General features: G+C 42.4%; 16 protein-coding genes. All 16 read left to right on the top strand.

Features of this window, described 5'->3' with window-relative positions; genetic code table 11:
* Positions 1-54 precede the first annotated feature (54 nt).
* The 16 genes from atpD (at position 55) to ilvA (ending at position 17,597) form a co-directional block, all read left to right on the top strand.
* Complete coding sequence (atpD, locus tag ACFSQ3_RS14975) at positions 55-1,557, top strand: F0F1 ATP synthase subunit beta (protein WP_380870386.1); 1,503 nt, start codon at positions 55-57, stop codon at positions 1,555-1,557.
* A 9-nt stretch (positions 1,558-1,566) separates the two neighbouring features.
* Entirely contained in the window at positions 1,567-1,821 is a 255-nt protein-coding gene (gene atpC / locus ACFSQ3_RS14980) for an ATP synthase F1 subunit epsilon (RefSeq protein ID WP_380870387.1), read from the top strand.
* Positions 1,822-2,153: 332 nt separating this feature from the next.
* Complete coding sequence (locus ACFSQ3_RS14985) at positions 2,154-3,044, top strand: branched-chain amino acid transaminase (protein ID WP_380870388.1); 891 nt, start codon at positions 2,154-2,156, stop codon at positions 3,042-3,044.
* Positions 3,028-4,728 (top strand): dihydroxy-acid dehydratase, encoded by a 1,701-nt coding sequence (gene ilvD / locus ACFSQ3_RS14990; protein WP_380870389.1) that lies wholly within the window; start codon positions 3,028-3,030, stop codon positions 4,726-4,728. The genes ACFSQ3_RS14985 and ilvD overlap by 17 nt, the downstream gene beginning before the upstream one ends.
* A gap of 119 nt (positions 4,729-4,847) precedes the next feature.
* A complete protein-coding gene (gene ilvB, locus ACFSQ3_RS14995) occupies positions 4,848-6,584 on the top strand; it encodes a biosynthetic-type acetolactate synthase large subunit (protein WP_380870390.1) in 1,737 nt (578 codons plus the stop codon).
* 49 nt (positions 6,585-6,633) lie between these two features.
* Positions 6,634-7,020 carry a four helix bundle protein gene (locus tag ACFSQ3_RS15000; protein ID WP_380870391.1) on the top strand — a complete coding sequence of 129 codons (387 nt, stop codon included), beginning with the start codon at positions 6,634-6,636 and terminating at the stop codon, positions 7,018-7,020.
* A 67-nt stretch (positions 7,021-7,087) separates the two neighbouring features.
* The gene (gene ilvN, locus ACFSQ3_RS15005; protein ID WP_380870392.1) at positions 7,088-7,678 is read left to right on the top strand and encodes an acetolactate synthase small subunit; all 591 of its coding nucleotides are present in this window, start codon (positions 7,088-7,090) and stop codon (positions 7,676-7,678) included.
* 12 nt (positions 7,679-7,690) lie between these two features.
* The gene (locus tag ACFSQ3_RS15010) at positions 7,691-8,155 is read left to right on the top strand and encodes a DinB family protein (protein WP_380870393.1); all 465 of its coding nucleotides are present in this window, start codon (positions 7,691-7,693) and stop codon (positions 8,153-8,155) included.
* Positions 8,156-8,189: 34 nt separating this feature from the next.
* The gene (ilvC, locus tag ACFSQ3_RS15015) at positions 8,190-9,671 is read left to right on the top strand and encodes a ketol-acid reductoisomerase (RefSeq protein WP_380870394.1); all 1,482 of its coding nucleotides are present in this window, start codon (positions 8,190-8,192) and stop codon (positions 9,669-9,671) included.
* A 119-nt stretch (positions 9,672-9,790) separates the two neighbouring features.
* Positions 9,791-11,215 carry a 3-isopropylmalate dehydratase large subunit gene (gene leuC, locus ACFSQ3_RS15020; protein WP_380870395.1) on the top strand — a complete coding sequence of 475 codons (1,425 nt, stop codon included), beginning with the start codon at positions 9,791-9,793 and terminating at the stop codon, positions 11,213-11,215.
* A 118-nt stretch (positions 11,216-11,333) separates the two neighbouring features.
* On the top strand, positions 11,334-11,831 hold the full coding sequence (locus ACFSQ3_RS15025) for a PEGA domain-containing protein (RefSeq protein ID WP_380870396.1): 498 nt from the start codon (positions 11,334-11,336) through the stop codon (positions 11,829-11,831).
* 79 nt (positions 11,832-11,910) lie between these two features.
* The gene (gene leuD / locus ACFSQ3_RS15030) at positions 11,911-12,510 is read left to right on the top strand and encodes a 3-isopropylmalate dehydratase small subunit (RefSeq protein WP_380870397.1); all 600 of its coding nucleotides are present in this window, start codon (positions 11,911-11,913) and stop codon (positions 12,508-12,510) included.
* Positions 12,503-13,975: an ATP-binding cassette domain-containing protein gene (locus ACFSQ3_RS15035; RefSeq protein ID WP_380870398.1), complete on the top strand. Its 1,473-nt coding sequence runs from the start codon at positions 12,503-12,505 to the stop codon at positions 13,973-13,975. Before leuD ends, ACFSQ3_RS15035 begins: the two co-directional genes overlap by 8 nt.
* A 65-nt stretch (positions 13,976-14,040) precedes the next feature.
* Positions 14,041-15,114, top strand: coding sequence for a 3-isopropylmalate dehydrogenase (gene leuB, locus ACFSQ3_RS15040; protein WP_380870399.1), 1,074 nt, complete (start codon positions 14,041-14,043; stop codon positions 15,112-15,114).
* Between the two features lie 49 nt (positions 15,115-15,163).
* Positions 15,164-16,318 carry a 2-isopropylmalate synthase gene (locus ACFSQ3_RS15045; RefSeq protein WP_380870400.1) on the top strand — a complete coding sequence of 385 codons (1,155 nt, stop codon included), beginning with the start codon at positions 15,164-15,166 and terminating at the stop codon, positions 16,316-16,318.
* A gap of 31 nt (positions 16,319-16,349) precedes the next feature.
* Entirely contained in the window at positions 16,350-17,597 is a 1,248-nt protein-coding gene (gene ilvA / locus ACFSQ3_RS15050) for a threonine ammonia-lyase IlvA (protein WP_380870401.1), read from the top strand.
* Positions 17,598-17,617: the final 20 nt, after the last annotated feature.

Genomic DNA, 17,617 nt, shown 5'->3' on the forward strand with positions numbered 1-17,617 from the left:
ATCACTACAGAAGTGACTGTATATCAATGAATAATTATATTTAGTCCTATTAATATGCCCAATATTGGTAAAATAGCGCAGATTATCGGTCCGGTTGTTGACGTCAACTTCGCCGACAACGAAAATCTTCCAAAAATTTTTGATGCTCTGTACATTGAAAAAGAAAATGGTCAGCGCGTAGTTTTAGAAGTTCAAAAACACCTAGGTGAAGAACGTGTTCGTACCATCGCGATGGATGCTACCGAAGGTTTAGTTCGTGGTATGAAAGTAGTTGATACTGGAGCGCCAATCAAAATGCCTATAGGTGAAGCAATCAAAGGTCGCGTATTCAACGTGGTTGGTGATGCGATCGATGGTATCCAAAATGTGGAGAAAGACAATGGCCGTAGTATCCATAATGTACCTCCTCGTTTCGAAGATTTATCGACAGAAACAGAAGTACTTTTTACTGGTATTAAAGTAATCGATTTGCTAGAGCCTTATGCTAAAGGTGGTAAAATCGGTTTGTTCGGTGGTGCTGGTGTAGGTAAAACAGTATTGATTCAAGAGCTTATCAACAACATCGCAAAAGGACACGGTGGTTTATCTGTATTCGCTGGTGTAGGTGAGCGTACTCGTGAAGGAAACGATTTGCTTCGTGAGATGTTGGAATCGGGCATTATTAAATATGGCGATCACTTTATGGAAAGCATGGAAAAAGGCGAATGGCCTTTGGATCAAGTGGACCACGAATTAATGAAAGAATCAAAATGTACTTTCGTATTCGGACAAATGAATGAGCCTCCAGGTGCGCGTGCACGTGTAGCACTTTCCGGATTGACGATTGCAGAATATTTCCGTGATGGCGATGGCGAAGGTCAAGGTCGTGATGTACTTTTCTTTATCGACAACATCTTCCGTTTTACACAAGCAGGTTCTGAGGTATCCGCACTATTGGGTCGTATGCCATCTGCAGTAGGTTACCAACCAACGTTGGCAACAGAAATGGGTTTGATGCAAGAGCGTATTACATCTACTAAAAACGGCTCCATCACTTCTGTACAAGCGGTTTACGTTCCTGCGGATGACTTGACGGATCCGGCGCCGGCAACTACATTTGCCCACTTGGATGCAACTACGGTATTATCTCGTAAAATTTCTGAGCTAGGTATCTATCCTGCGGTGGATCCATTGGATTCTACTTCTCGTATCTTATCTCCTGCAGTTTTGGGTGATGAGCACTATAATACGGCTCAACGTGTAAAAGAAATTTTGCAACGTTACAAAGAATTACAAGATATCATTGCTATCTTGGGTATGGATGAGTTGTCTGAAGAAGATAAATTGACAGTAACTCGTGCACGTCGTGTTCAACGTTTCTTATCACAACCTTTCCACGTTGCAGAGCAATTCACTGGTTTAAAAGGCGTGTTGGTAGATATCAAGGATACGATCAAAGGATTTAATATGATCATTGATGGTGAAGTAGATGAATATCCTGAAGCTTCATTCAACTTAGTAGGTACCATCGAAGATGCGATCGAAAAAGGTAAAAAACTATTAGCTGAAGCGGTATAATTGTATAATATGAAGTTGACAATCGTAACTCCAGACAAGTTAGCATACGAAGGGGATGTAACAGCAGTTACAGTACCAGGTAGTGCGGGTTCTTTTCAAATTTTGAAAGACCACGCTGCTATTGTATCTACATTGGACGATGGTAAGGTAATTATTAATACAGGTACAGCAGAACAAGTTTTTCAAATTAATGGTGGTGTAGTAGAAGCAAAAGATAATGTAATTACTGTCTTGGCTGAAGGTATTGTTGTGGATAAACAATAACGGTAAACCCTGCATCAGTTAAGCCTCCTAAAACGTGATGTTTTAGGAGGCTTTTTTTGTTATGTAGATCGATGATCTCGATGTTTTCAGGAAGAAATCAGACATACTAGCAAAAAAAGTCATATTTCAAAAAGTAGACTACATTTAATATTAGTCTACCAACAACAGAATTATATTCTGTGCTAAATTTAAATTTTAAACTTAAATACCTAACAAGTGCTATAAACGAAACAAAAACCTTTTTTAATTTTCCGAAGTTAGCTATTGCACAATAATTGGATTCGCGCTAACTTACCAAAACGAAAAGAAAGGTTTACCACAATTTGGAAGCTATGCAATATTACAACCACGACACCTACATTTTTTTAGATGGAGAATTTGTGAAAGCAAATGAAGCCGGTACCGACTTTTTCGGACAAGCGTTGCATTATGGATATGGTGCTTTTGAAGGCCTTCGCGCCTACGCTACGCACAACGGCGCGCGTATCTTCAAAGCGGAAGAACATTTCGAACGCTTAAAAAAATCCTGCGAAGCGATAAACCTACCTTTTACATGGACTACGCGCGAATTGTCGGAAAGCGCTTACGAGCTGTTGGAGCGTAACAATCTCCGAGCCGCCTATATTCGTCCCTTGGTATTTTCAGGTTCTAATATGCATTTAACATCTGCATCAGCTTCCCATATTGTCATTGCAGCTTGGGAATGGGGACCATTTCTTGGACAAAACCTACTAAATGTTTGCATCTCGTCTATCCGCCGACCGGATTCCAATGCTTTTCAAATCGACGCCAAGATTTCCGGACAATATATCAATGCAATACGCGCGACGAGTGATGCTATCCAACAAGGTTTTGATGAAGCATTGATGTTGGATCAAGATGGTTTTGTAGCCCAAGCTTCCAGCGAGAATTTGTTCATAGAGAAAGATTTCAAATTATACACACCACCATTAGATAATGCCTTTCCAGGCATTACTAGACAGACAGTCATTGCTATTTGCAAAGAATTGAATATCGACATCGTCGAAAAGACGCTAACGATTGAAGATGTTCTTGCTGCAGATAGCGCATTCTTATGTGGAACAGCTGCAGGTATCATCGGCATCCAACGAATAGATAACACGACCTATCCTGAAGATTGGGAAAACACGATAGGTTCATCCATACAACGTACATACAAGAAATTAGTATTAGAGCAAGAGAATTATGAAGTCATCATCTGATAGCGGACAAGTATTAAATAAATACAGCCGCATTTTCACACAGGATGAAACCCAACCTGCCGCGAAGGCAATGCTATATGGCATCGGCCTAACTGATCAGGACATGGGAAAAGCGCAAGTCGGAATTGCTAGCATGGGATACGATGGTAATACCTGCAACATGCACTTGAACGATTTGGCTAAAGAAGTTAAAAAAGGTGTTTGGTCGGAAGATCTTGTCGGACTGATTTTCAATACCATCGGCGTAAGCGATGGAATGAGCAACGGAACGGACGGAATGCGCTATTCATTGGTAAGTCGTGATGTTATCGCGGATAGCATTGAGACGATTTGCGGCGGACAATATTATGATGGCGTCATTGCTATTCCGGGTTGCGACAAAAATATGCCGGGTGCAATTATGGCGATGGCACGATTGGATCGACCTTCTTTGATGGTTTACGGAGGTACGATTGCTCCAGGACATTATAAAGGAGAAGAATTAAATATTGTTTCCGCTTTTGAAGCTTTAGGACAAAAGATTTGCGGAAACATCTCTGATGAGGATTTTGAAGGCGTTATTAAGCATACCTGTCCAGGCGCAGGCGCTTGCGGCGGTATGTACACCGCAAATACCATGGCTTCAGCAATTGAAGCATTAGGAATGAGCTTGCCGTATTCTTCTTCCAATCCCGCAGTGAGCGTGGAGAAAAAGCAAGAATGTTTAGACGCTGGACAGTACATCCGTATTCTATTAGAAAAAGATATTAAGCCATCCGATATCATGACGCGTAAAGCATTTGAAAATGCGTTGCGTACGATTGTTATTTTGGGCGGAAGTACGAATGCTGTGCTACATTTTATTGCTATTGGAAAGGCTGTTGGCGTTGATATTACGCAAGATGATTTCCAACGTATGAGCGATCAAACGCCAGTTTTGGCGGATTTTAAACCAAGTGGAAAATACTTGATGCAAGATTTGCATCAATACGGAGGAATTCCTGCAGTCATGCGCTTTCTATTGGATGAAGGATTGATTCATGGCGATTGCTTAACCGTTACCGGAAAAACAGTGGCAGAAAACCTAGCAGATGTAAAATCCATCATGGATTACAACCAGCCGATCATCAAGCCATTGAGCGAACCGATTAAAGCAACCGGACATTTACAGATTTTGTACGGAAACATTGCGGAGAAAGGTTCCGTAGCGAAGATTTCCGGCAAAGAAGGAGAACGTTTCGAAGGACCTGCACGTGTTTTCGATGGTGAACAAAATTTGATTCAGGGAATCTCCTCCGGAAGGGTGAAACCGGGCGATGTCGTAGTAATTATCAACTCGGGACCAAAAGGCGCGCCGGGCATGCCGGAAATGTTGAAACCTACTTCCGCAATTATTGGCGCAGGTTTAGGTAAATCCGTAGCATTAATCACCGATGGTAGATTCTCCGGCGGAACACATGGTTTTGTAGTTGGTCACATTACCCCAGAATCCTACAACGGCGGATTAATTGGATTGATCGAAGATAACGATCAGATTGTAATTGATGCAGTAAACAATACCATCAACGTGGCATTAAGCGACGAAGAAATTGCTGCACGTCGAGCGCGCTGGCAACAACCGGCGTTAAAAGTGAGCAAAGGAGTTTTATATAAATACGCCAAAACGGTAGCAGATGCTTCCGAAGGTTGCGTGACAGATTTGTAAAAAATAACAAATTAGAAGTGGGAAGTGGGAAGTGGGAAGTGGGAAAATTAAAAATTAGAAACTGTGAAGACGTCTCAATACTAACTACTCAATACTAATTGACTTTTGACTTAGAAACGATGAGTACACTAGAAAAAACGGAGTTAGAAAAGGAAACCGCAACCAGCACAACATTGAGCGGTTCGCAAGCGGTGCTAGAAGCCTTACTTAACGAAGGCGTGGATACCATTTTCGGTTATCCAGGTGGTGCGATTATGCCCATTTATGATGCTTTGTATGATTACAATGAGAAGCTAAAACATATTCTCGTCCGCCATGAGCAAGGCGGTATTCACGCAGCACAAGGTTACGCGCGTACATCAGGAAAAGTCGGTGTAGCATTCGCTACCAGCGGACCGGGTGCAACAAATCTCGTCACCGGTTTGGCAGATGCGATGATCGATAGTAACCCGATTGTTTGTGTTACCGGACAAGTTTTCGCCGCGCTATTAGGTACTGATGCATTTCAAGAAACCGACGTGATCAACATCACGACTCCGGTCACTAAATGGAATTATCAAGTAACCGATGCTACCGAAATTCCTGAAGTCATGGCTAAAGCTTTCTATATCGCAAGAACCGGCCGTCCTGGACCTGTTTTGGTAGATATTACGAAGAATGCTCAGCTACAATTATTCGAATATTTAGGATATAAAAAATGTAATCATATCCGCAGTTATCGTCCTGCTCCCGTTGTACGCAACGAATATATCGCGAAAGCAGCGGAAGTGATCAATCAAGCTAAAAAACCATTTGTGCTTTTCGGACAAGGCGTGATCATCGGAAAAGCGGAACAAGAGTTTAAAGCCTTTATTGAGAAATCGGGCTTTCCTGCCGCTTGGACAGTCATGGGATTAAGTGCTTTGGAAACCGATCATCCGCTGAATGTGGGTATGCTTGGTATGCACGGAAATTATGCACCGAACGTAATGACCAATGAATGCGATGTTTTGATTGCCGTTGGTATGCGATTCGATGACCGTGTTACGGGACGATTGGATAAGTACGCTAAGCAGGCCAAAATCGTTCATCTAGATATTGACCCGGCAGAAATCGATAAAAACGTAAAATCTACGGTACCGGTTTGGGGCGATTGTAAGGAAACGCTTCCATTGCTTACCGAACTTTTAGAAGTGAAAGATCACAGCACTTGGCTTGCTAAATTCCGCGAATTGGAACAAACGGAGATCAAAGAAGTAATCCACGACGAACTGAATCCGCAAGGCGACGTCATGACGATGGGCGAAGTATTGAAAACGTTGAATGAACTGACGAATGGCGACGCAATTGTCGTTACTGATGTTGGTCAGCACCAAATGGTTTCCTGCCGCTACGCGAAATTCAACCAAAGCCGTTCCAACGTTACTTCGGGTGGATTAGGAACGATGGGATTCGGATTACCAGCCGCAATTGGTGCTTGGTACGGCGCACCGCATCGTGATGTGGTCGCGATCATCGGCGACGGCGGTATTCAAATGACGATTCAGGAATTAGGAACAATTATGCAGTTCGGCGCTAAAGTCAAAATTTTGATTCTCAACAACGAATTTTTAGGAATGGTTCGCCAATGGCAACAGCTTTTCCACGAACGTCGCTATTCTTTCGTTGACATCACCAGTCCAGATTTTGTCGCGGTAGCAAAAGGTTACTACATCGATGGCAATAAGATTTCTGAACGCAAAGATTTAAAATCAGCGCTTAAAACCATGTTGGATCATGAGGGGGCTTATTTACTGGAAGTAATGGTTGGAAAAGAAAACAATGTTTTCCCGATGGTAGCGCAAGGCACTTCGGTTTCCGAGATAAGGTTGAAGTAGAATTGAAGTATAAAGTTAGAAGTGAGAAGTTTGAAGTAAGAAATTGGAAATGGAGAGCGAAAGAAAGATATATGACATTAAAGATCGAACTTTTGAATTTTCCAAAAGCGTAGTTCTTTTCGTTAAGGACTTCAAATTCAACCGCATTTACCATTCTTTATTCGACCAATTGATAAGAAGTGCTACGTCTATCGGTGCAAATATAACAGAAGGAAAAGCGGGATCTTCTAAAAACGACTTTTTGAAATTTCATATCATAGCTTTGAAGTCAGCCAACGAAACGGAATATTGGTTAAAACTTATTAAAGAAACATTAGTAACGGAAGAACAATCAGAAAATATTAACTCCTTACTGAAAGAAACGGATGAGCTTATCAGAATACTGGTGGCAATAATAGTTAGGACAAAAAAAATAGAAGTTACAAGCCAGAAGTAGGAAATTAAAAGTCAGAACGGCTTTCTCACTTCTTCCTTCTTACTTCTTACTTCTTAAATTAAGTACAATGGAAAAACAAGAATTCACGATAACCGCATTTACGGAAAACTCCATAGGGATGATCAGTCGTATTTCGATCATCTTCTCCCGCCGTAAAATCAACATCGAAAGTTTAAATACATCACCTTCAGAGGTGGATGGAATACACCGTTTCACGATTGTCATCAGCGAAAGCGAAGAAGTGGTACGCAAACTTTGTCGCCAGATCGAAAAACAGGTGGAAGTTTTAAAAGCGTATTACAACACCAACGACGAATTGATTTGGCAAGAACAAGCTTTGTACAAAGTACCAGCGGATGTGATTGCGGAAAAAGCATACGTGGAAAGGTTGTTGAGACAATATGGTGCTAGTGCCGTGGTTATCCGAAACGATTACATCGTGTTTGAAACGGCGGGACACCGCGAGGAAATCGACCGATTAACGGCAGAATTAACCAAATATAATTTGATTGAGTTTGTCCGCGGAGCGCGAATAGCAATTATTAAAGATAGCGCTGGATTCCACCAAAAAATAAAACAATTTGAGCAACGCGAGCCGTCACCGGATGTAGTAGAAAATGAGTTCTTAGATCAGCAAGATCGCGTATTCACGATGTAAATGGAAAACGTTATGATGGAAGTATTTAATTTTATTCGAGATACACGACGCGCTTTCATAGCGCTCTTAGATGGCTTGACATTGGAACAACTTAACGAAATTCCAGAAGGCTTCAACAACAATATGATATGGAATTTCGGTCATATCGTCGTTTCCACGCAAGCGCTGTGTTATGCTCGTTCGGGCGTACGGCCTGATCTTAGTCAAATCAGTTATTTGGCTGGATACATTAAAGGCAGCAAACCCGAATATTTTGTTTCGCAGGAAGAAGTAGACGATCTAAAACGCTTAGCGCTGGAAACAATCGACCAACTACAACAAGATTACGAAGCAAACTTTTTCTCCGGCTTTCAAGCGTTCGAAACATCCACATATCAATCGCAATTGCCGCGCATTGAAGATGTGATCGTTACCACGGCCGGACATGACAACCTGCATTTTGGCTACGCCATCGCACAAAAACGAATAATAAACTAACCCAATTGATATCAAAAAATATAAATAAAAAACAATGGCAAATTATTTCAATACCCTATCGCTTAGAGAGCAATTAACCCAATTAGGTCAAGCTGAATTTATGGATTTAGCAGATTTCAGTGACGGCGTAGAAGCCCTAAAAGGCAAAAAGATTGTGATCGTAGGAGCTGGAGCACAAGGCTTAAACCAAGGTTTGAATCTACGCGATAGCGGTTTAGATGTATCTTATGCGTTGCGTAAGGAAGCCATCGAAGAAAAAAGAGATTCTTGGAAAAATGCGACCGACAATAATTTTGTAGTGGGCACGTATGAAGAATTGATTCCATCGGCAGATTTAGTGATTAATCTTACGCCAGATAAGCAACACACCAATGTGGTAAATGCGGTACAGCCCTTGATGAAAGAAGGCGCTACGCTATCATACTCGCACGGTTTCAACATCGTGGAAGAAGGATTACAAGTACGTAAAGATTTAACAGTAATCATGGTGGCTCCAAAATCTCCAGGTTCGGAAGTTCGTGCAGAATTCCTTCGTGGATTTGGCGTACCAACGTTGATCGCCGTTCACCCAGAAAATGATCCGCAAGGAAAAGGCTGGGCTGAAGCAAAAGCGTACTGTGTTGGTACAGGTGGACATAAAGCTGGCGTATTGAAATCATCTTTCGTTGCTGAAGTGAAATCTGATTTAATGGGTGAACAAACCATCCTTTGTGGATTGTTGCAAACAGGTTCTATCCTATCGTTTAATAAAATGGTGGAGAAAGGAATCGATGCCGGATACGCTTCTAAATTGGTACAATATGGCGTTGAAGTAATCACGGAAGCGTTGAAACACGGCGGTGTGAGCGGTATGTTGGATCGTTTGAGCAATCCTGCAAAAGTGAAAGCTTACGAATTGTCCGAAGAGTTGAAAGATATTATGCGTCCATTATTCCAAAAACACCAAGACGATATTATGTCGGGTGAGTTCAGCAAAACGATGATGGAAGACTGGGCAAACGGCGATGCGAATCTTTTGAAATGGCGCGCAGAAACAGGCGAAACAGCATTTGAGAAAACACCAGCTGGCGATGTTCAAATCAACGAGCAAGAATACTTCGACAATTATACATTAATGGTGGCTTTCGTTCGTGCCGGAGTAGAATTGGCGTTCGAAGTGATGGTAGAAGCAGGTATCAAACCAGAAAGTGCTTATTACGAATCGTTGCACGAAACACCTCTTATCGCAAATACGATCGCGCGTAAGAAATTGTTCGAAATGAACCGCGTTATTTCCGACACCGCAGAATACGGATGTTATCTGTTCGATCAAGCTTGTAAACCATTGTTAACAGATTTCATGAAATCCATTGATACCGATGTTGTTGGAAAGAATTTTAACGAAGGCAAAGATGGCGCTGTGGACAACGTGAAATTGGTAGCGATCAACGAAAAATTGCGCAAGCACCAAGTGGAAATCGTTGGACGTGAGCTACGTAAGGCGATGAAGGCTATGAAAACAATTAAAACGGCGTAAGGCTGAAAAACAGATAATCCATTAAAATTTTCGTAATTTTGATAGAGACATCGCGGGATAAATTGAGAAAATATCAATTTATCCCGTATCTACAATACCACAATTTGAGATAGAGTATAATGGGAAAAACGTTAGTAGAAAAAATTTGGGATGCACACGTAGTGAAAAGGCAAGAGGGCTTTCCCGACATCCTATATATCGACACGCATTTGATTCACGAGGTTACTTCTCCGCAAGCGTTTGATGGTTTGCGCAAAAGAGATTTGCCCGTATTGCGACCAAATCAAACCGTAGCGACAGCAGATCACAACGTTCCGACAGTAGATCAGCATTTGCCAATTAAGGAAGAGCTATCGCGCTATCAGGTGGATATGCTAAGCAAAAACACAAAGGAATTCGGCGTGGAGCTTTACGGATTGGGGCATCCTTATCAAGGAATTGTACACGTGATTGGTCCGGAATTGGGAATAACACTTCCGGGGAAAACCATGGTTTGTGGCGATAGTCACACGTCAACACACGGTGCATTTGGCGCAATTGCTTTTGGAATCGGAACATCACAAGTGGAACAGGTTTTTGCTACGCAATGTTTGTTGCAACAGAAACCGAAAACCATGAAAATTGAAGTGAATGGTACGTTGGGTGCTGGCGTAAGTGCAAAAGATATTATTCTATATATCATTGCCAAAATTTCGGCAGCTGGCGGAACGGGATATTTCATTGAATATGCAGGTTCGGCAATTCGTGCGTTGAGCATGGAAGCGCGCATGACCATCTGCAACATGAGCATTGAAATGGGTGCGCGTGGCGGATTAATTGCTCCGGATGACATTACATTTGATTACATTAAAGGACGCGAATTCGCACCGAAAGATGCAAAATGGGATGAGGCATTAGCGTACTGGAAAACCTTGTACACCGATGAAGATGCGCAATTTGATTCCGTATTGGAATTCGCGGCAGAAGATATTGAGCCGATGCTGACTTACGGTACAAACCCAGGCATGGGAATGGGCGTAACCGAACATATTCCTGCGACGGAAGCACAACCGGAATCCGAACGCCCATCATACAAGAAAGCATTGGCGTACATGGGATTTGAAGACAATCAACCGCTTTTGGGACGCGATATTGATTATGTTTTCATCGGAAGCTGCACTAACTCACGCATTGAAGATTTACGCGAGGTAGCCGATTTCGTGAAAGGAAAGCGCAAAGCAGATCACGTGGAAGTCTGGATTGTACCCGGATCGAAGCAAGTGGAAGCGCAAGCGAAAGAAGAAGGCATCGATAAGGTTTTGGAAAGTGCTGGATTTATTCTACGCGAACCGGGTTGCTCGGCATGTTTAGGCATGAACGAAGATAAAATTCCGGCAGGCAAATACTGTATTTCAACATCGAATAGAAATTTCGAAGGTCGTCAAGGACCGAATGCACGCACGTTACTGGCAAGTCCGTTGACCGCCGCTGCAGCAGCGATTACCGGAAAGATTACGGATGTTCGTGAATTTTTAAACAAGGAGGCGGAGTTGGAATTGGCTTAACCGTTCAAGCTTGTAAAATGATAATCGTTTACGTCGTTTGAGTTAACAAAATAAAATGTACCTTCGGCGAGAATATATAATTAACTATAGATTATCATTTAACATTAAATTTTGAACAATGAAGACCATTCATTCTTTTAAAAAAATCGCTGCCGTATCTATTTCTACGTCGATCTTGTTTGCTAGCTGCGCGAGTAAAACGATGATTCAGTCCAATCCGTCAAACGCTAAGTTGTATATCAACGAGGAGTATGTTGGAATGACACCATTTTCTTACAAGGATACCAAGATTGTAGGATCAAGTAATGATGTCAAACTTGAAAAGGAGGGTTACGAAACATTTTATTCTTCGTTCTCTAGAAGTGAAAAAGCAGATGTTGGAGCAATCATCGGAGGTGTATTCCTTTTATTTCCATTTTTATGGACGATGAAATACAAAGACAGCCGTACGTACGAACTTCTTCCTGTTGGCGGAACGCCGGAAAAGAAAGAAGCGCTAACAAATGCGAGTGATTCAAAAGCAAAAAGATTACGTGATCTTAAACAATTGTTGGATGAGGAAGTGATCACGAAAGCAGAATTTGAAAAAGAAAAGGAAAAAATCCTAAACGAATAAGGATGATGGGCATTTCAAATGCGATTGCCTGCATCTAAAAAATGGTCATCCTACACGGATGACCACAATTGCATTAGAAATGAAAAAATTTGAAAAATTAAGTTCTCGGGTAGTACCTCTACCGATTGAAAACATTGACACCGACCAAATCATTCCCGCGCGCTTCCTAAAAGCAACTACGCGCGAAGGATTTGGCGACAACCTATTCCGCGATTGGCGATTCGATGGTGAAAACCAACCGAAATCCGACTTCGTGATGAACGATCCTACTTACAGCGGCAAAATATTGGTTGCCGGGAAAAATTTCGGTTGCGGATCTTCCCGCGAGCACGCTGCGTGGGCTATTCAAGACTACGGATTCGACGTGGTTATCAGTTCATTCTTCGCAGATATTTTTAAGGGAAATGCCCTAAACAACGGCGTTCTTCCAATTCAAGTTCCTGAAGCGTTTCTAGAGAAAGTATTCGCAGCAACATTCGAAAATCCAGCATCCGAATTGGTGGTAGATTTAGAAGCACAAACCGTAACTATTGCCGAAACGGGCGAAGCGTTCACATTCGAAATCAACGCTTACAAAAAATCGTGCTTAATCAATGGTTATGACGATATCGATTTCATATTGAGCCATACCAATGAAATAGAAGAATTCGAAAAGAATCGTCCTTTCAGTTATGTCTAAACCTTTCGTCCACATACAAAATCTTTCTGTTCAATATGGCCAAAAAACCGTATTGAAGGATTTGGAGTGGATTTATTCAACAGGTTCGCAGTGGGCAATTGGTGGGAAAAGTGGTTCTGGAAAAAGCACATTGGCGAAAGCCATCGCCGGACAGGTTTCCTATCAAGGTTCCATCGATTTGAATACGCCAGAACGAAAAGTACTTTACGTACCAAGCTGGTATCAATTCACGAATTTGGAAGGCGATAGAAATTTCTATTATCAGCAACGCTACAACACACAACAACGAAAAGATACGCAAACCGTAAAGAGCGATTTGGCAAACTTCGCTAAGGATGCCAACCTTCTGCTCGAAGATTCACTGCCTTTGATGGAAGCTTTGGGGTTAACCGATCAATTAAATGCACAGCTTATTGCGCTTTCTAGCGGCGAGCATAAAAAGATGCAGCTGGTTAAAGCATTTTGGCAACGTCCAGCGATGCTCGTTATCGATGAACCATATACGGGATTGGATAAAGCGACTCGATCTGCATTAAATGATTGCTTCAACGATCTTTCCGACAAAGGAACTCATCTTATTTTACTGACGAACGACACAAATCTTCCTCAGTGCATCAACGCCTTTGCGGTGATAGAGAATGGACAGCTTAAGCAAGTGGAAAGTCCGCTTCATTTCACACCAGCGGAAGTTCGCGAAGCGAAAAATCTACCGGAATTTTTGAAGGAAGAACCAACGCTTTCCAGCTCCGAAATTGTTCGTCTAAAAGATGTAAACGTTCGCTACGGCGACAAGACGGTGCTTTCCGATATTTCGTGGCAAATTGATCGCGGAGAAAGATGGGTAGTTCAAGGGCATAACGGATCCGGGAAATCGACTCTGCTAAGCTTAATAAATGCCGACCATCCGCAAGCTTATGGATATGATATTCGCTTGTTTGGCAACCAACGTGGATCAGGCGAAAGCATTTGGGATATTAAGCAGAAAATCGGTTTGATTTCTCCCGAAATGCATTGGTATTTCGATCAAACGGCAACCGTTTGGGAAACCGTTGCTTCCGGTCTGCGCGATAGCATTGGATTGTTTTCCGATATTTCCTATCGGGAAAAACAGCAAGTGAATGAACTGCTGGATTTCTTTGAGCTAACGGAAGTGAAAAACGACCTGTTGCAAACATTAGCTTTGGGAAAACAGCGCTTAGCGATGCTTGCTCGCACCATTATTAAGAATCCACCTTTGCTGGTGTTGGACGAACCGTGCCAAGGTTTGGATCAATCGCAAACGCAATATTTTAACGACGTCGTCGATGAATTATGCCAATATGGTAAAACATTGCTCTACGTCGGACATTACGAAAGTCAATTGCCAAAAAGTATTGATCATCGTTTGCTTTTGGAAAAAGGACATATCGTATTTAACGGAGCAATAAAGTCCGTTAAAGAAACAACAGTAGAACAAGAAGCTTAGATTGGTGACAGGCATTTTACGCGTAAAATGATTGATCCGACAGAGCACATAAATAGATAACACGCATGAAAAAAAATATATTGATCATCCCGGGAGACGGAATCGGACAAGAAGTTACGGCTTGGGGAAAAGAAGTTTTGGTAAAAATTGCGGAGCAATTTGGACATGAATTTGTGTTCGAAGATGCAATCATGGGACATACTGCGATTGAAGCAACTGGAAATCCACTTCCCGATGAAACATTGGAAAAAGCTAAAGCTTCTGATGCGATCTTGTTTGGCGCAATCGGCCATGCGAAATACGACAATGATCCTTCGGCAAAAGTTCGTCCGGAACAAGGATTACTTAAAATCCGTAAGGAATTGGGCTTGTACGCCAATCTTCGTCCCATCTTATTGTTCGACGAGCTGTTGGATGCGTCCAGCTTGAAACCTGAAATCTTGCGCGGAACGGACATCCTTTTCTTCCGTGAATTGACGGGCGATGTATATTTTGGCGAGAAACTACGTAATCAGGATAACACGTTTGCGTCCGATTTGATGAATTACCATCGCTACGAAGTAGAACGTATCACCCGTAAAGCATACGAAGCAGCGCAAACACGCGGGAAACGACTTTGCTCGGTAGATAAAGCCAATGTTTTAGAAACTTCACGCCTTTGGAGAGAAGTGGTGCAAGAAATTGCGGCAGAATATCCGGATGTAGAAACGGAACACATGTTTATCGACAATGCAGCGATGCAATTGGTAAAGAATCCGAAGAAATTCGATGTTGTTTTGACAGCTAATTTGTTTGGTGATATCTTAACCGACGAAGCTTCGCAAATTGCCGGATCTATGGGCATGTTGGCTTCCGCATCAATTGGTGATGGCACCGGATTCTTCGAACCAATCCACGGATCAGCGCATGATATCGCTGGTCAAGACAAAGCAAATCCATTAGCTTCCATCCTATCAGCAGCTTTGATGTTGGATATCGCATTTGGTTTGCAAGATGAAGCGAAAGCGGTAACCGATGCAGTCGACAAAACGTTGAAAGCAGGTTGGAGAACCTCCGATATTGCAGACAAAACAACGCCAGCAGATCACATTCTAGGCACAGCAGCGATGGGCGCTAAGGTGTTAGCGTTTTTGAAATAAGAAGTAACCGATTTAAACATATACTGTACAGTACTAAAATTTGAACATTATGTTACACGATCCTAATCATTTATATATTTTCGACACCACGCTACGCGATGGGGAACAAGTACCCGGATGTCAATTAACTACGCCGGAAAAAATTGAGATTGCTAGAGATCTAGAAACTTTGGGCGTAGATATTATTGAAGCTGGATTTCCAGTTTCAAGTCCAGGAGATTTTCAATCTGTGGTAGAGCTTTCCAAAGCGGTAGATAATGTTATTATTTGTGCGTTAACACGTGCTAACGAAAACGATATTACCGTTGCCGCAGATGCGCTAAAATATGCGAAACGTCCGCGAATTCATACCGGAATCGGTGCTTCGGACATGCACATTAAATATAAATTTAATAGCACACGCGAAGAAATTCTGAGCCGTGCGGTCGGTGCGGTGAAGCATGCGAAAAGCTTCGTCGAAGATGTTGAGTTTTACGCAGAAGATGCAGGAAGAGCAGATTTACCTTATTTGGCGCAGATGATTGAGGCCGTTATTGCTGCTGGCGCAACGGTAGTCAACATTCCGGACACCAACGGATATTGTTTAGCGGATCAATATGGCGCAAAGATCAAGTACTTGAAAGAAAATGTAAAGAACATTGATCAAGCGATTATCTCGGCACATTGTCACAACGACTTGGGATTGGCAACAGCCAATTCTATCGCCGCCATTCAAAATGGTGCACGCCAAGTGGAATGCACCATCAACGGAATTGGCGAACGTGCCGGAAACACCTCATTGGAAGAAGTAGCGATGATATTAAAAGTACATGCTGCGCATTTCCCTGGATTAACATCGAATATCAACAGCAAGCTTTTTACGGCAATTTCGCAAAAAGTAAGCTCCATGATGCGCATGCCGGTACAGCCGAATAAAGCAATCGTTGGGAAAAACGCATTTGCACATAGCTCAGGAATCCACCAAGATGGTTTCTTGAAACATCGCGAAAACTACGAAATCATTCGTCCGGAGGATGTTGGTTTGGATGAAGCAGGAATTATTTTGACTGCGCGTTCAGGCCGTCACGCATTGAAGCATCATTTGGAGCGTTTAGGATACAACCTAGATAAAGAAGCTTTGTCGGATACTTACGAACGTTTCCTTGCTTTAGCGGATGCGAAAAAAGACATTGTTGACGAGGATTTATTGAGCTTAGTCAAATAATTCGTCACTTAAACATAAAATCAATCTACCGATGAATTTATCCTCGTTGGAAATCGACTGCCTGCGTGCGAAAGAACGCATAAAAGAGGTCGTTTTCCGAACACCATTACAATACAACCATCACCTCTCCGAGCAATACGGCGCGGAGGTTTATCTGAAACGCGAAGATTTGCAGGTAGTCCGCTCGTACAAATTACGTGGCGCATTCAATAAAATCAGCAGCCTGTCGCAAGCTGATCTTCAGCATGGCGTGGTATGCGCAAGTGCGGGAAATCATGCGCAAGGCGTAGCACTTTCGTGCAAAAAATTAGACATCAAAGGGGTGATCTTCATGCCCGGCCCAACTCCGCGTCAAAAGATCACGCAAACAGAAATGTGGGGCAATGGTAACATCGAAATTGTGCTTACCGGTGATACATTTGATGATTGCCAAAAGGCGGCATTAGAATACGCATCCGAGCACAATATGACGTTTATCCCTCCTTTCGATGATATTAAAATCATCGAAGGCCAAGGAACCGTTGCAGTCGAAATTTTGGAAGATTTGCCGGACGTAGATGCAGTAATTATGCCGATTGGCGGTGGTGGATTGTCATCGGGTTTAAGCTTCTACATGAAGCAACATGCGCCTGCAACAAAATTATACGGCGTGGAGCCGGAAGGCGCTCCGTCGATGCAGGCAGCGATGAATCATGGCGAGCCCATCGAATTAGAAAGCATTAACAAATTTGTAGATGGTGCGGCCGTTAAAAAAATTGGAGCACTACCATTTGCGATCAGCAGTCAATTGCTGGACAGCGTAAAATCTGTTCCCGAAGGAAAAATCTGTACAACGATCTTAGAACTTTATAATAAAGATGCCATCGTTGCTGAACCTGCCGGAGCGCTATCCATCGCTGCGTTGGACTTCCACAAGGAAGAAATAAAAGGCAAAAAAGTGGTTTGTATTGTTTCCGGTGGCAATAATGATATTGATCGCATGGGCGAAATCAAAGAAATGTCGCTTTTGTATGAAGGAATCAAGCATTATTTCATTGTTCGCTTCCCACAACGTCCGGGTGCTTTACGTCTGCTTGTTACCGAAGTTCTTGGTCCGAAAGATGATATTACGCGTTTTGAATACATCAAAAAAACGGAACGCGAACGTGGTCCAGCATTGATCGGTGTCGAATTGGGAACTGCAAAAGATTACACCAGTTTGATTGAGCGATTAAAAGCCTACAAATTTGATTTCATCGAAGTCAACAAAGATCAAACCTTATTTGAGTACTTGGTTTAGGTGTAAACAATCATCGCATA

It is taken from the genome of Sphingobacterium corticis, assembly GCF_042684745.1.
GTDB classification, from domain to species: Bacteria; Bacteroidota; Bacteroidia; order Sphingobacteriales; family Sphingobacteriaceae; genus Sphingobacterium; species Sphingobacterium corticis.